Origin of the sequence: Hungatella effluvii (assembly GCF_003201875.1) — a bacterium.
GTDB classification, from domain to species: Bacteria; Bacillota; Clostridia; order Lachnospirales; family Lachnospiraceae; genus Hungatella; species Hungatella effluvii.
The window spans coordinates 189,347-204,496 of the sequence record NZ_QJKD01000005.1; the positions used below are offsets into that span (position 1 = coordinate 189,347).

Here is a 15,150-nt window from a genome sequence, read left to right on the forward strand (position 1 = left end):
TTGCTCATTTTTGTCTTTTTATTGCGTTATGTGATTTTTATTGTTGCGAGCACTTGGTGCCTGCCTCTTAGGCGCTTACGTGCGATACATGAAAAATAATTGGTGAGGTCTTTTCGAACCTTACTATTTTTTATAGAAGAGAGGCGGCGGAAAACGACATTGCCGCAGGCGCCGGATTGGAGGCTGGAAAGCTATGACTTTTTTTACAGAACAGGATACGAATAGAAATGAAACAATACCATTATCACCAGAGCGCGTTGTATTGACAAACAATGGCTGCCGCCGGATTCATTTTCCAGAGATTATCCGGAGCCACCATATGCTCTCCACGAAGCCAATCAATGACGTATACCACATGCACGATTCCTACGAACTGCTGCTGTTTTTAGGCGGCTGCACGGACTGCTACATCGAGCACCACCGGTATCGGTTACAGCGGGGCGATTTGCTAATCATCAACAGCCAGGAGATTCACCGCGCAGTCTCCTATGAGGGCACTCCCTATGAGCGGATCGCTACCCACTTCTCTCCCGAGCTGGTTCGGAATTACTGCACGGAGCAGACCGATCTGCTCTCCTGTTTTGAGAAGCGGAAGAATGCGGACAGAAATTTACTCTCCCTGCCGCCCCAGTCTCTGGAACGCTATCTCTATCTGACAGACCATCTGCACACCGCCGTGGCCTCTGCAAGCTTCGGCCATGATATCCTGGCCTCCACCTATCTCCTGCAGCTCCTGGTCCTGGCCAACACCTGTTTTTACGAGTCCACATTGATTCCCGAAAACATCATGCCCCAGCTTTCCAGCCAGATCATGAGATATATCGACGAGCATCTGACAGAAGACTTATCCATCCAGGCTCTGGCGGACTGCCTTTACATGAACCGCTCTCATATGAGCCGCAAATTCCGTGAACAGGCGGGCTGTTCCATACAGGAATACCTGATTCTAAAACGGATTTCCCTCGCCAAAACGCTTCTAAAGCAGGGAAAAAGCGTCACTGACACCTGTGAATTATCCGGTTTTCATGACTACTCCAACTTTATCCGTACCTTTAAAAAATACGCCCAGGTATCGCCCGGGCATTATCGTGTGACAAATATGGAATCATAATATGATAATAATAAATTTTCTACGAAAGTAAAAAGCACCAGACAGACCGCCCTGTTCCAGGCGAATCCATCCGGTGCTCTCATTTATTCTTATTCTTAATCTTATTTTTATTCCTATTTTTGCCCGTAAATTCCCGGAACTGCCTTTTGGGCGCTCCGCACACCGGACACCGGTCAATCTCGTCAACCGCTGTCATAACACACCCGCATACCGAGCATACATACAGCATATCCACGGAAAACTCCTCCAGCTTCTCCGCCTTTGCAATCAGTTCCGCATGGGAGCGTTCCATCTTTGCTGCGTCGGCAAAGGCCTGCTTGGCCAGCATTCCGCCGATCCCCGCCGCGTAATCTGATACCATGGGATACAATCTCTCAAACTCAAAATTCTCGCTCTTTCTAAATCCGCTCAGTGCCTCCATAAACGGCACCGGCGATCAGAATAAAATCGTCCCGGGAAGCCAGTTCCAGCGCGTTGACATAGACACGCATCATTGTGGTTCCCAGTCCCTCGCAGCCCGGATCACCGATCAGGGAGATGGAGGAGACGTCACCGATTGGCAGAATTGGCGCAGTTACTTTTTGTATAAAATTCATATATAGTCCTCTCTATTGGTTTATGATGTTGCTGCGGCTAGATTGACTCTGTACAATTGGCCTCGTATGATTAGCATTGCACGATGGGCACTGCATGTTAATCCGATGTTCTTTCTATAATAATAGACCAGTGTTTCCGCCAGAACACCACTTTCCAGGCACAGCAATTATTTCCACTATCCCATCCTGTCCATCATATCCATCAGCATGTTGTCTACTTTTCCAAGGTCTGCCTTCTTCAGTTCAATTCCACAGTATTCACAGATATCAATTAAGGCTGCAAATACCCATGGACTTCTGGCCCTAATTTTTTTCATACGGCCATTTGACAGCACATACGGAACAAAAAAATTCAGAATAACATCAATCTCATAATCTTCCGGTTTCATCAATTCCATGTTAAGTATGATATCCCGTTTCCAATCCATGACAATCAGAACGCGCGGACAGAGAGGGCGGTCATACTCCTGATCCCTCACCTCCGTATGGAGATAGGCCAGTTCAATTGCCAGTTCCTGGTTTATCTGACGTTGTTCTTTCAATTTCTGCCTTAACTCCTGATCTTCCAGTTCTATCTCCGGATACTCCCGTTCACACAGAGGCAGCGGACCTGCAAACATATTCCACTCTTCCGTCTCTGTATTATAAAGTCTCCAGAGAATCTCTCCCTGTTCAAAATCTACTGATATCCGTTTCTCCTTAATTGCGCGCACCGCCATAAACAGACCTTTAAATGCCTCCGTCAATATGCCCGCTTCCCTTGCATCCAGGGTAAATGGCGTATAGCCTTTTTCAAAGGAAAGAAAATACTGCCACTGTCCTTTCCCCCTGAATTTAAGTCCCAGCTCCTTTATTACCTTTTTCTGCGCTTCCGGCACCTCATCCCGATCACCGGCATACCACGTAATACAGGACTGATCCATCATGGTATCATAAATCGAAGGGCCATCTTTACTGCCCGCATTTGCCACCATGTCAAAATCAGCCAGTCCGTCCATCCCCTCATACATACTCACACCGTAACAAGTCCCCAATCTGCCCATAACGCTCATAAACACAGGTTCTTCCATTCCCTGCAGCTTTATGGCAATCAGATCAGCGCTGTCCAAATACTGCCATGGCTCTAACTCTTTTAAATTCAAGGTTACATCGTATAGCTCTTTCCACTGGTCAAGGCTGGCTTCTTTTCTCATAGGATCTCCTTTGTACTTTTACTTTGAATGTTCCGACAGTTCGTCATGCTGTCTGTTTACAAAAACCTGTATGTTCTTAAATTATACATTTTTTTGCGTAAAAAGGCAAAAAGAGTATGCGTAAATTTCAAATACTATTTACGCGTACTCTTCTTTTAATGCTGTCCTTAATTCTCCCTAAAGCTTTCTCTTTCTTATACCGGTGTCTCCAGCACCTTCACCGCGGAACTCGTTCCCAGTCTGTCGCACCCAGCGTTTAAAAAATCAATGAAATCCTGGCGGCTGTGCATTCCCCCCGCTGCCTTGATCTTTACGTCCGGTCCGATTTCCTCCTTAAACAGGAAAATATCCGCCAGCACCGCCCCTTTCGTTCCAAATCCAGTAGAAGTCTTAATGTAATCGGCTCCCGACTCGGTGACCACGCGGCACAGCTCCCGCTTCTCCTCTTCCGTCAAATAACAGGTCTCAATAATGACCTTCAGAATCCGGCCCTCCGCCGTTTTCCGTATGGCTTTCAGTTCAGCGAGTATCTGGTCATACTCTTTGTTTTTTACATCTCCCAGATTGATTACCGTATCAATCTCGTCCGCGCCATCCCTGACCGCCAAAAGAGTCTCGCTCACCTTCACTTCCTTCGTGCTGTACCCCAGCGGAAACCCGATTACCGTACAGATTCTGAAGTCTTTCCCATAGTTTTCCCTGACCCGCTTTATATAGGACGGCGGAATACATACGGAAGCTGTCCGGTACTGTACGGCCTCATCGCACAATTTCTTAATCTCCTCCCAGGAAGCATACGCTTTTAACAGCGTATGATCTACGTGAGAGTATATTTCACTGTTGTTCATACTGATCTCCCGCCTCAATTCCATATTTATCCTTGAAAATCCGTTTTTTCTCAAACCTTGGCACTGCCTGCAGCGCATTGGCCGGATATCCGACAGCGATCACCGCAAACGGAACCACCCGCTCCGGAATACATGCAATTTCTCTTAATGCACGCATCCGCTCTCCCCTGGGATAGACGCCCAGCCATACGGCGCCGAGTCCTAATTCCACAGCCTGCAGCAGGATATTCTCCGCACAGGCGCTCATATCCTGTATCCACCATGGACTGTCGCCCCTCACTCGCGCTAAATCCGCAAGGAGGAGGAGCAGGCAGTCCGCACCATCTGCCGCCCGGTAATAGGGATTGATCTGTGCGATCTGCTCCTTCACCAAAGGGTCCCGGATCAGAATAAATTCCCAGGGCTGTTCATTCCGCGCCGACGGCGCCTGCATGCCCGCCTGAAAAAGCCTGAGCAGTTCTTCCTCCGGCACTTCTTTCTTCAAAAAACACCGGCAGGAACACCGCCTTAAGCATACATTCTCCAATGCCTCTCACTCCTTTGCCACAGCCCGTGTCTCTTCGTCCAGAAACACATGGTAAAACGGCATTTCCGGACACACTACTGTAAGACGGACCGGCTCATCCCCCTCAGCGACCGGCATAAAATGTGCTTTTCCAGGCGGCACAAGCACCTCTGTACCGGGAGTTACCCTAAGTACCCGGAAACTCCCGGCACAGACAGCGCAATCCCTCGTATCCGCCACAGGAAACAGGGCGTTTCCGGAGAGAAATACGAATTTTTCATAGTCATCATGGTATTCCAGTTTCTGAAACACCGGATCCCGGTGCCACGTCTTCATTATCCCGGTCGTAATCCGGTTCGTCTGAAAGCAGGCCGGAATCGAGCTACCCTTCCAGTAAAAATAGTCTTCCTGATATACGCTTCCCTCTTCCGGCATCTGCACAATCAGACCATAATCATTACCCGCCCTGATATCCTCAATCACCACCGTTTTCACGTTTCAGTCCCCCCCCTTTTCATGTCTCAGGTTCAATTTTCACGTCCCGCCAATCAGCCGTCTGCCCGCTGATATACCATTCGTCCGTCGATAAACTTCGCCTCTATATCCCTGTCATCCGACATCAGGATCAACCGCTCCGTCCGCTCATAGCTGCTTCTCTCACAGTAGTCACGGATTCTGGAATCATCCAGGACCACAGCATCAAAACTGTATCCTTCTTCGAAGCTTCCAACGCTGTCCCACAGGCCCTCTCCCCCATGGGTTGCCAGATAAAATGCTTCCGCCAGTGACAGGACATTCTTCTTTGCATGAGGATCGTTTCCCCGCTCCGTAAATGCCCAACGTGCCTTCGACACGTGAATGGCATCGGTAATCGCACGCAGCAGAGAAAGTGTATTACTGCCCGCCATATCGCTTCCAAGCCCCACCCGGATGCCCTCCGCCAGATAGCGTTTCACCGGGGCAATCCCTCCGGAGCTGCTGATATTGGACTGGGGGCAGTGAGCGACAATCAGCTTTTCCCGCTTCTTCATCAGAGCAATCTCCTCCTCTGAAGAATAGACACAGTGAGCCATTACCGTCGGAACTGCGTCTCCAAACATATGATACCTGTCGTAGCCCTCCCCATAAAATGAGATCTCCGGTTTCAGCTTACGTACCCATTCCATCTCGTCCAGCCCCTCGGACAGGTGAGACTGAACCGGAATTCCCTTCTCCACAGCCAGTTCTCCCAGTCCGCTCAGAAGTTCATCCGTACACGTCGGAATATAGCGGGGCGTAATCATGGGACGGCATTTCTTATACTGCTTCTTTTCCGCACAGTCGCTCAGCCACCGTTTCGTCTCTTCCAGGCTCTCCCCCGTGGTCTCCAGCAGGCCGGGAATCGAATTCCGGTCCATATTTACCTTGCCCACATAGGCCGCGATTCCCTTTTCCTCCAGCAGATCCATCAGAATCTCCGTGCTCTGCCGGTGAAGAGTCCCGAACATAACGCAACGGGTCGTCGTGGTTTTTAAAAGGTCGTCGGTCAGACGCTCATACGCTTTCTTTGCATATTCGCAGTCCTCATACCGTTTCTCATCTGGAAAAGCGTACTTCTCGAACCACATATCCCAGTCCGGATTCTCCAGATTCATCCCGAGTCCCCGAAACGCGTACTGAGGCGCATGCATGTGCAGATCGCACATTCCCGGGAAAATGATTTTGCCTGTATAATCACAGACTCTTATTCCCTTCAGCTCATCCGGCAGTTCCTTCCAGATCCCTTTCACCTTTTCATTTTCGCATACCAGGAAACTCTCTTCCGCGAATACGAATTTGTCCGGTACCGGTGTATAGGCAATCGTTCCTTTTAAAGCAAATATCGTATGATTCATCTCTATCCCCCGGTCCTAAATCGTCTTTTTAAATTCCGCCAGAAGCGTCTGCACCTCATCCATATGCGGGGCCGACTTAACTGCCCCCGCTTTCGTGGCTGTCAGAGCGCCCGCGCAGGAGGCAAACAGCACGGCCTCGTCCAGAGGCATTTCCACCGACAGGGCATAGATAAATGCGCCGGCGAACACATCGCCCGCCGTTGTTGTGTCCACAACCGTCACCTTCGGCGCCGGAAATGTTAAAATCCGGTCAGGCGTCACCAGAACCGAACCCATTTCCCCCAAAGTAATCAGGGCATTTTTGACTCCCTGTGCCAGAAACCATTTACCGGCTTCTATGGCAGACTCATAATCCGTCACTTCGATTCCCGTATAAAGGGTTGCCTCATGCTCGTTGGGTTTAATCCAGGTCAGATACGGATACAGCTCCGGATTAAACTTCGTCACGGGCGACGGATCTAAAAATACGGCCACATTCTTTTCATACGCTTTTTTAATGGCATACTCCACCATATCCAGATTCGTCTCAAACACAAAACTGGCCATAAATGCATCGTCAAACTCCTGGTCGGCCATATCGATATCTTCCTTCGTATAATGGCCGTGAGCCCCCGGAAAGACCATAATGGCGTTATTGCCATCCTTATCGATCATGATGGGAGCCAGTCCCGTCTTCTCTCCGTCCACCATCCGGACATAATCCAGAGAGAGTCCGTACCCTGCGAATTCCCTACAGGCCGTTTCTCCGCCCTCATCCCTGCCCAGCTTCTGAATCAAAACCACGTTTCCGCCAAGGATCGAGCAGGCGCAGGCATGATTGGAGCCTTTGCCGCCGCCCTCTGTAAAATAGTAATTTCCCGTCACCGTCTCACCCTTGTCCGGAATTCTGTCCCCAATCAAAAAATAATCCGTATGATAGCTTCCCAGCGTTATTAATTTCTTTGGCTTCATTTCCGCTCCTTTGTCAAATCATGCCCATTTTTGTCAGTTCTTCCCTGATATAGTTCTTCTGCTCCTCCGTAGCCTGCGACATTGGCTGCCTCGGATATCCCATCGGCAGTCCGATCAGTTCACCGGCATACCGATATCCGGAATCCATCGGAGCGTGCTTTAAAATCGTCCGCACTTTCTGTACCCGGAACTGAAGTGCCCTTGCACCCTCGATATCACCTTTAAAATACGCGTCGCACAGCTCCTCGATCAGTTCCGGGAACATGATGGACACCCAGGATATGATCCCGCATCCGCCCAGAGCCAGTGTTGCAAAAATTGTCGAATCACTGCCCGCGATGCATTCAAAATGGCGTTCTTTCGGAATCAGCTCCATGACACTCTGCAGATGAAGAATGTCCTGAACACTGTTTTTATAGCCTCTCACATTTTCATTTTCCTCCACCAGCCTTTTTACAAGCCTGGGTGAAAGAATGTTGTTGGTCTGAGGCGCGTTGTATACGTAAACCGGCAGTTTTGTCCTGCGGATCAGATTCGTATAATACTCGTAAATGGCATCTTCCTCATACGTGAAGGTATGAGGCTGCGCTATGCTGACCGCGTCCGCTCCCGCCTCCTCAAATGCTTTTATGGCTGTCAGAGCGTCCTCCGGCCGGTTCAGACAGATATTTCCCATAACCGGGACCTGACCGTTCACGGTTTTCACAGTTTCACGGAGCATTTCAATCTGCTCATCCACGCTGGTCACCATGCATTCCGTCAGCCCGCTCACAAAAATCGCATGAATCTTATGATCCAGCTGAAACTGCACCTGAGCCTTCAAAAGCTCATAGTCAATATTTCCCTCTTTGTCCATCGGAGCGATGGGTTCCGTCATCGCTCCGTAAAATAAATAATCGTTCATTTTCGTTTCCTTTTCTCAAAGTTTACTTCGTCGTTCTCTCCAGAATCTCCGGAACTTCGAATTCCCCGTTCACGATCTGCGCGGTCTTATCTTCAATTTTCTTAATTACATCTTCCGGAACGGCCGCATCGTATGGTGCCATGCCAATCGCCTCTTCCTTCAGTCCCATTCTCATGATTCCGCCCTTAAAGGTACCATCTGAAACGCTCTTTGCCGCCGCTAAATAGGCCTTGTCCGCATGGTCCAGGGCACTGGACAGTACGGTTCCGGGTGCCACTGCACTCTGATCCACAGAGGAACCGATTGCATACACGCCCTTTTCCTGTGCCGCCTGAATCGCTCCAAGCCCGGTCTTATCCGCAACATGGAAGATGACATCGGCGCCGTTTTCAATCTGTCCCAGAGCCGCTTCTTTTCCTTTTGCAATATCATCCCAGCTGCCTGCAAATACATCAAACACCTGAATATCCGGATTTATCTCTTTCGCGCCCAGCTTGTACGCCTCCGCGATTCGGATCATCGGAGGTAAGTCAGAACCAATGATGACTCCGATCTTGCCCGTCTTTGACATGGATGCCGCCAGCATGCCGGCCAGATATCCCGTCTCGTGCTCATTTAAGGAGATGGACGCCACATTGTCCGCTTCCACAGTTCCTGTATAGACCGCGTATTTTGTATCAGGATAATCCCCCGCAATCTTTGTCACAGACTCGCCATACTCCATGCTGTGTGCAAAGACCAGGTTGTATCCCTTGTTGGAAAAATCCCTCAATGCCGGTTCCGCATCGGGAAGAGACACATTTTCTGAGAAATTAATCTCCGCTCCCATTTCACTTTCAATCGCTTTCATGCCATTGTAGGCAGCCGCGTTCCATCCGGCGTCGTTGACCGATCCGGTTACAATAAGAGCCGCCTTGAACTGTCCGTCCCCGGTTTTGGCGCTGTCTCCAGCCTTTGCGTCGTCCTTCTTTACATCATCCGTCTTCGCGGTATCTCCGTCCACTGCCTCTGTCTTTTCCGCTTCCTTCTTTTCCGCTTCCTTCTCGCCAGCTTCCGTCTGTGCCGCCGTTGTGTCGCCTGCCGGCTGTTTTGCATTTCCGCCTGCGCATCCCCCCAGGAGCGCTGCAGTCAGTGCCGCTGCCATTACCAAACTCAGTTTCCTTTTCATTTCTTCTCCTCCTTGTCGTTAGAAAGACATTTATACTTTCAGCGATTCGCTGATAGTTTTTTCTGATAAGTTTTGTTAATAGGTTTTGTTAATTGACTTGTCCTGTCATCCTTCCTTGCTGTATGCTTTTCCCAATGCGGCTGGTCCTTTGCTCCTCCCCACGACTCCGGCCAGTGCCACCACGGTCAGCACATAGGGAAGCATAACCAGGAACTGATACGGAATCTGGAAGCCAAGTGACTGGAGCCTCAGCTGAAGAGCATCCGCAAATGCAAAGATAACGGAAGCAAACAGGACTCCCTTCGGATTCCATTTACCGAAGATAACGGCCGCCAAAGCGATAAAACCTCTACCTGCGGAAATATTGTCCATAAACATATTGAGCTGTCCGATGGTCAGACACGTCCCGGCCAGTCCGGTCAGCAGCCCACAGATGCACACCGCAGAATACCGCACGCCGTTCACGCTGACGCCCACGGTATCCACTGCCTTCGGGTTCTCCCCCACCGCCCGGATCTTCAGGCCAAAGCTGGTCTTGTACAGTATGATGGAAGACACCGGTACAAGAATAAATGCTGCATATACCAGAATATTGTGCTGAAACAGGATCTCTCCCAGAAATGGAATGTTTTTCAGCACCGGAATCTCCAGCACCGGCAGGCTCTTTGCCTGAGGCGGAATCGGAAGCACACCGAACATAACCCGGTAAAGGAAACTGGTAAGCCCCGCGGCCGCCATATTTAAGGCGATTCCGCTGATCATCTGGTTAATCTGCAGGGTAACGCTCAAGAATGCCGCGACCAGGCCGACAAGCAGGCCGGAAGCCGCTCCAAACAGCACACCCACAGCCGCGCTGTTAAAATAGTAGGAGCCCAGAAAAGCACAGAATGCGCTGATCAGCATAATCCCCTCCAGCCCGATATTTAAGATGCCCGCACGTTCCGAATACGTCTCCCCCAGCGCCGACAGAAGAATCGGGACCATCATGCGGACCGTGGCAGTCAAGAGACCCACAATAAATGTCATGCTTAAGATATTCATTCTGTCACCCCCCTGTCTTCCTTTTTCGATGTGAAAATATGGGGTTTCGGAAAGTGTTTCACTTCGCTGATCAGAACAAAGAACACGATCAATCCCTGAATCACACTGATTAAAGAGGTGGGAATGGCAGCGCTTCTCTGCATCTCATTAGCCCCCACCGTCATTGCTGCAAAGAAGAATCCCGACACGAATACAGCCAGCGGATTCAGATTGCCGAGCAGAGCCACAACAACCGCCGTAAAACCATAGCCCGGAGAAAATGAATTTAAAAGCCTGTGGTGCAGCCCCGAAATCTCCATCATCCCAGCCAAACCGGACAGACCGCCGCTGATGATCATCGTAGTAACCAGTGTCAGGGGAACGTTAATCCCCGATGCCCTCGCCACGGATAAACTGCTCCCCAGCAGTCTCACCTTGTAACCAAATGTACTCTTTTTAATGACAAAATACATGACGACAATTAAAATCAGCGTAAGGATCAGACCCGCGTGCAGCCTGGTCGCCTTTACCAGAATCGGAAGCTGTGCTCCTGCTCCCAGCTCCGCCGTCTGCGGATTGACCCCCGCCGGATCCTTTAACGGCCCTGTCACAAAATAGCTGACCACCCAGGTTGCTATGTAATTAAACATAATTGTGGTAATGATTTCATCGACTCCCAGCTTCGCTTTCATCATGCCCGGGATGCTGGCCCAGATACCGCCTGCTAAAACCGCGGCAAGCATGGTAACAGGAAGCAGAATGATCATGGGAAGATTTCCCAGCACGACGCCGATCCAAGCGGTAGCCAATGCCCCCATCATGATCTGTCCTTCCGCACCCACATTAAAAATCCCGGCTTTAAACGACAGCGCCACGCCAAGACCTGCCAGCCACAATGGAGACGCTTTCACCAGCACCTCCGTAAAATTATAAAAGCTTCCAAATGCCCCGGTCAGAAGCGATTTATATGCCGTGACAGGATTTGCCCCTGCATACAGAATCAAAACTGCGCCAACCATCAGTGCCGCCGCAATTGCTGCCACCGGTTTCAGTAACTGCGCCAAAATTTTTCTCTTATCGTTCTGTTTTATCTTCATTTTTCCGTTCTCCATCATGTACCCCGGCAATCATCAGGCCAATTTTCTCCACATCGTATTCCTCACGATTCATCACTCCCATGATTCTGCCCTGATGCATGACTGCCAGCCTGTCGCTGAGTGAAAGACATTCCTCCAGTTCCGTGGAAATCATCAGGATGGCAACACCGGAATCCCTCGATTCCAGCAGCTTCCTGTGAACAAATTCGACTGCCGAAATGTCAAGGCCTCTGGTAGGCTGTGCGGCAATCAGGATCTTCGGCTCTCTCGATACCTCTCTGGCCAGCACCACCTTCTGCTGGTTGCCGCCGGAGAGACTCCCCGCCGGCGCGGCATAGCCGGTGGCCTTCACATTGTATTTTTCAATCATTTCCCCGGTGTATTGATTGACCTTATCGTAATCGATCCATCCGCACCTGCTGAACTTCTTATCTCCATGGGTCTCCAGAATCATGTTGTCGGAAAGACTCATATCCAACGCCATTCCTTCCTTGTGCCGGTCCTGGGGAATATGGCCCATGCCTTCGCGGATTCTGTCCCGGACGGAGGTCCGGCTCATATCCCGGTTAAAGAACTCCACCTTCCCCTTCGTAATTTTACGAAGTCCAGTCACCGCTTCGACTACCTCAGACTGACCGTTCCCATCCACTCCGGCAACTGCAACGATTTCTCCTTCGTGTACAGTCAGGTTAATCTTGTCCAGAAGACGTTTCCCATCCTTTGCCGTCATGGAAAGGCCGCTGATCTTCAACGCTTCTCTTCCGGGTGCGTATTTCTTTCTCGGGAGGTCGGTGGCAATCGGATGCCCCACCATGAGCTGTGCCAGTTCCTCATTGCTCTTATCCCTGGCCGGTACAGTCACAATTGTCTTTCCGTTCCTTAAAATTGTGATTTTGTGGGCCAGATCCCTGGCCTCCATCAGCTTATGCGTGATAAAAATAACTGTTTTTCCCTGTTCCGCCAGTGTCCTGATGACAGTCCCCAGATGCTCCGCTTCCTGCGGGGCAAGTACAGCGGTCGGTTCATCCAGAATCAGGACATTGGCCCCGCGGTACAGTGCCTTGATGATCTCCACCCTCTGCTGGCTTCCAACCGGAAGGTCGCACACCTTTGCCTTTGGATCCACATCCAGTCCGTACGTTTCGGATAATCTGCGGATTTCCTCCGACGCTTCTTCCAGATCGAGAAACGGCTCTCTCCGTGAACGTCTCCCCAGAACCAGATTCTCCACAACGCTCAGCTCCGGTATCAGCATAAAATGCTGGTGAACCATGCCGATGCCGAGATGAATCGCTTCCTTCGGAGAATGGATTGCCACCTGCCTGCCGTCGAAGAAGATTTCCCCTGAAGTGGGCTGATACAGGCCGTAAATGATATTCATCAGAGTCGATTTGCCGGCTCCGTTCTCCCCCAGCAGAGCCCGGATCTCCCCCTTGCCCACGCTTAAGTTGATACGATCATTTGCGACTACATTTCCGAACTTTTTGGTTATATTTTGTAATTTTAAAAGCTCCTCCACGTCGTCCTCCCTAATAATGTTATTATTTTTTAACATTTTCTGCCTTTTGGTTAGTTTTATGATAACTTTTTTTACATTTAAAGTCAATATTCGAAAAAATGTTTGTGAATACTCACATTTTGTTACTGTATAATTGTTAATTTTGACGTTTTTGGTAGGACAAATAGGGTTTTGTAGGGAATCCGTTTACATTTCGATACAAAAATGTTAATATCGAGTTAAGAAATGTTAGAGTTAAAAATATTAAATTTGGCGAAGTTAGAGTCGTTGAAGTTGGAATTGGCAAGGTTTGATTTGGTAAAGATTAGAATTGGTAAAAATTAGAATCAGCAAAATAAGGGAGGTCAATCATGAATAAAAAAGAGACCCGTTTAAATAATATCATACACTTTTTAAAGATAAGAAACAGCATCACCGTAAAGGAGATGGCGAATCATCTAAATGTATCCGAAATGACTGTTCGCCGGGATATCAAAGAACTGACAGCAGACCATACAATTAATTTTGAAAACGGAAAAATCATGTTTAATCCCCAGAGCAGTCTGTCGGAGGCTTCCCCTTCCTACTCTCTGGAATCAGAAAAAGAAAAACGCAACCTGCAAAAAGAGCTGATTGGCAAATTTGCGGCGACTCTGGTGGAACCCAATGACACTGTCATCATTGACAGCGGCTCCACCACCGAGCATCTGGCCCATTACATTCCGGGCGGCATGCCCATAACAGCCCTGTGCTACAGCATGAATATCTTAAACGAGCTGATCACCAAAGAAGACATCAGCCTGATCTTTCCCGGCGGCTTCTACCACCCCAACGCCCAGATGTTCGAATCCCAGCAGGGAATCGAGCTGATCAATCAGATCCGCGCCAATAAGGTCTTCCTCTCCGCCGCAGGCATTCACCGGGAACTCGGTATTACATGTATGCATAACTATGAGATATCTACAATGCAGGCAGTTATAAAATCTTCCGTCACCAAGATTCTGCTGGCCGATTCCAGCAAGTTTGACCAGATCCGGCCAGCGTATTTTGCCTCGCTGGAATGTATTGATATTATTGTGACCGATCATTATCTGGCGGAGGAGTGGCAGGAGTATATCCGGGGGGTGGGGATTGAGTTGTATTTGGTGTAGATATATCTTTATTGATAGAGAGCAGTTAAGCACAAAGTAATCTTACAATTAACAAAGCAATCATAAGCAGCAAATAATAAGTAAACCTCTAAATATTGGGTGTATTGTAAATCAGATTCAATTCCTCCATAATGGTAGTCAGGTAGTTTTTCACTATATTTTCATTTTGGAGAACGATCATGGCCATATACAATTCCCGCCATTCTCAGCAGAAATGACTTCAGCTCATTATTTAATGCCGCTAGAACGGCATGGCTGATAACGCCTGGTGTGAGCAGCACAATATCCCACTAAGCAACTTTTATAATGCGGTTACCAGACTTAGGGAGAAGGCCTGTGCTATTCCGGAGTCAACGGTACCATCTGATAACTCATATACCCTAGACTTCACCTCACACCAAGATGTGATCAGGGTTGATATAGACCCGGTTCCATAAGCAGTTGAAGAATACATGGCTGCATCGGATCCAGGCACTCAACGTATGATTAAACTTATAAGGGGTGACATTCGGATAAAAATCAGTAATTCAGTTGATCCAGGTCTGCTTGCAATGATATTCCAGCTGTTGAAGAAGCAACCATGCTAGCCGACATTTCTAGTGTAAGCGCGGTCTATATCGTCTGCAGCAGAACCGATATGCGTAAATCCATCGATGGACTCTGCCCGATCATACAGAAGCAGTTCTCCAAGGACATCGGCCATGCACTCTTCCTCTTTTGCTGTCGCAGGCGTGACCGTATCAAAGCCATTCTGAAAAAGCCGGATGGTATCGTCCTGATTTACAAGCGGCGAACTGCCCAGGGATGCTACCACTGGCCAAGGGATAAGTCTGAGGTGAGAAATCTTACGTGGAAGGAATTTGACTGGATGAGGTTTGGGATTGATATTGCCAGCAAAAGGCAATCCGTCTATCATGAAAACTGCCTTCCAAGATAGGAAGTAAACGCTCAATAGCCAGTACTTTGACAATTATGGAGCTGCTGTTATGCGCGGCCCGTTGAGTCCTGCTTTTTGGGTTTTGGTATGTACTCCGATAGTTTCTCTGACCACGTAAACAGATCTTCCAGAAAACTTCTGTCAAGGCCATCTGTGTGCTCTGACAGCTCGGTCAGAAGATACTCAAAATAATCAATTAAAACCTTATGGTTACTTTGAATATTTACTGACATAGCCCCTGAAACATGTGTGCAAGAGAAGCAGAGACTTTATAAAAGAGCTGCTGCCATGGTCACC

At 49.0% G+C, this 15,150-nt stretch carries 16 protein-coding genes; 3 read left to right on the forward strand and 13 right to left on the reverse strand.

All coding sequences use genetic code 11. The features are described 5' to 3' along the window. Nucleotides 1-193: 193 nt before the first annotated feature. Nucleotides 194-1,111: a helix-turn-helix transcriptional regulator gene (locus tag DFR60_RS11310; protein WP_110323002.1), complete on the forward strand. Its 918-nt coding sequence runs from the start codon at nt 194-196 to the stop codon at nt 1,109-1,111. 79 nt (nt 1,112-1,190) lie between these two features. On the opposite strand, the gene DFR60_RS11315 is transcribed toward DFR60_RS11310, so the two are convergent. The 13 genes from DFR60_RS11315 to DFR60_RS11375 form a co-directional block, all read right to left on the reverse strand. Beyond that, nucleotides 1,191-1,532 carry a rubredoxin-like domain-containing protein gene (locus tag DFR60_RS11315; protein WP_110323003.1) on the reverse strand — a complete coding sequence of 114 codons (342 nt, stop codon included), beginning with the start codon at nt 1,530-1,532 and terminating at the stop codon, nt 1,191-1,193. Further along, on the reverse strand, nt 1,510-1,707 hold the full coding sequence (locus DFR60_RS11320; RefSeq protein ID WP_110323004.1) for a hypothetical protein: 198 nt from the start codon (nt 1,705-1,707) through the stop codon (nt 1,510-1,512). The genes DFR60_RS11315 and DFR60_RS11320 overlap by 23 nt, the downstream gene beginning before the upstream one ends. A gap of 176 nt (nt 1,708-1,883) precedes the next feature. Next, on the reverse strand, nt 1,884-2,900 hold the full coding sequence (locus tag DFR60_RS11325) for a DUF7309 domain-containing protein (RefSeq protein WP_110323005.1): 1,017 nt from the start codon (nt 2,898-2,900) through the stop codon (nt 1,884-1,886). Nucleotides 2,901-3,094: 194 nt separating this feature from the next. Beyond that, entirely contained in the window at nt 3,095-3,748 is a 654-nt protein-coding gene (deoC, locus tag DFR60_RS11330; RefSeq protein ID WP_110323006.1) for a deoxyribose-phosphate aldolase, read from the reverse strand. Further along, nucleotides 3,735-4,274, reverse strand: a complete 540-nt coding sequence (locus DFR60_RS11335; protein ID WP_110323007.1) for a nitroreductase family protein — start codon at nt 4,272-4,274, stop codon at nt 3,735-3,737. The genes deoC and DFR60_RS11335 overlap by 14 nt, the downstream gene beginning before the upstream one ends. A gap of 6 nt (nt 4,275-4,280) precedes the next feature. Then, nucleotides 4,281-4,748: a hypothetical protein gene (locus DFR60_RS11340; protein ID WP_110323008.1), complete on the reverse strand. Its 468-nt coding sequence runs from the start codon at nt 4,746-4,748 to the stop codon at nt 4,281-4,283. 53 nt (nt 4,749-4,801) lie between these two features. Continuing rightward, entirely contained in the window at nt 4,802-6,127 is a 1,326-nt protein-coding gene (locus DFR60_RS11345; RefSeq protein WP_110323009.1) for an amidohydrolase family protein, read from the reverse strand. Between the two features lie 15 nt (nt 6,128-6,142). Continuing rightward, nucleotides 6,143-7,078 carry a ribokinase gene (locus DFR60_RS11350; RefSeq protein ID WP_110323010.1) on the reverse strand — a complete coding sequence of 312 codons (936 nt, stop codon included), beginning with the start codon at nt 7,076-7,078 and terminating at the stop codon, nt 6,143-6,145. A gap of 13 nt (nt 7,079-7,091) precedes the next feature. Beyond that, nucleotides 7,092-7,982 (reverse strand): dihydrodipicolinate synthase family protein, encoded by an 891-nt coding sequence (locus tag DFR60_RS11355; protein WP_110323011.1) that lies wholly within the window; start codon nt 7,980-7,982, stop codon nt 7,092-7,094. Nucleotides 7,983-8,004: 22 nt separating this feature from the next. After that, nucleotides 8,005-9,150, reverse strand: a complete 1,146-nt coding sequence (locus DFR60_RS11360; RefSeq protein WP_110323012.1) for a BMP family protein — start codon at nt 9,148-9,150, stop codon at nt 8,005-8,007. A 105-nt stretch (nt 9,151-9,255) separates the two neighbouring features. After that, nucleotides 9,256-10,191 carry an ABC transporter permease gene (locus DFR60_RS11365; protein ID WP_110323013.1) on the reverse strand — a complete coding sequence of 312 codons (936 nt, stop codon included), beginning with the start codon at nt 10,189-10,191 and terminating at the stop codon, nt 9,256-9,258. Continuing rightward, a complete protein-coding gene (locus tag DFR60_RS11370) occupies nt 10,188-11,267 on the reverse strand; it encodes an ABC transporter permease (RefSeq protein WP_243005044.1) in 1,080 nt (359 codons plus the stop codon). The genes DFR60_RS11365 and DFR60_RS11370 overlap by 4 nt, the downstream gene beginning before the upstream one ends. After that, complete coding sequence (locus DFR60_RS11375; RefSeq protein ID WP_110323015.1) at nt 11,245-12,822, reverse strand: ABC transporter ATP-binding protein; 1,578 nt, start codon at nt 12,820-12,822, stop codon at nt 11,245-11,247. Before DFR60_RS11375 ends, DFR60_RS11370 begins: the two co-directional genes overlap by 23 nt. A gap of 314 nt (nt 12,823-13,136) precedes the next feature. Between DFR60_RS11375 and DFR60_RS11380 the strand changes: the two genes are divergently transcribed. Both DFR60_RS11380 and tnpB read left to right on the forward strand, forming a co-directional pair. Beyond that, complete coding sequence (locus tag DFR60_RS11380) at nt 13,137-13,916, forward strand: DeoR/GlpR family DNA-binding transcription regulator (protein ID WP_110323016.1); 780 nt, start codon at nt 13,137-13,139, stop codon at nt 13,914-13,916. A 580-nt stretch (nt 13,917-14,496) separates the two neighbouring features. Further along, complete coding sequence (gene tnpB / locus DFR60_RS11390; RefSeq protein ID WP_110323017.1) at nt 14,497-14,853, forward strand: IS66 family insertion sequence element accessory protein TnpB; 357 nt, start codon at nt 14,497-14,499, stop codon at nt 14,851-14,853. Nucleotides 14,854-15,150: the final 297 nt, after the last annotated feature.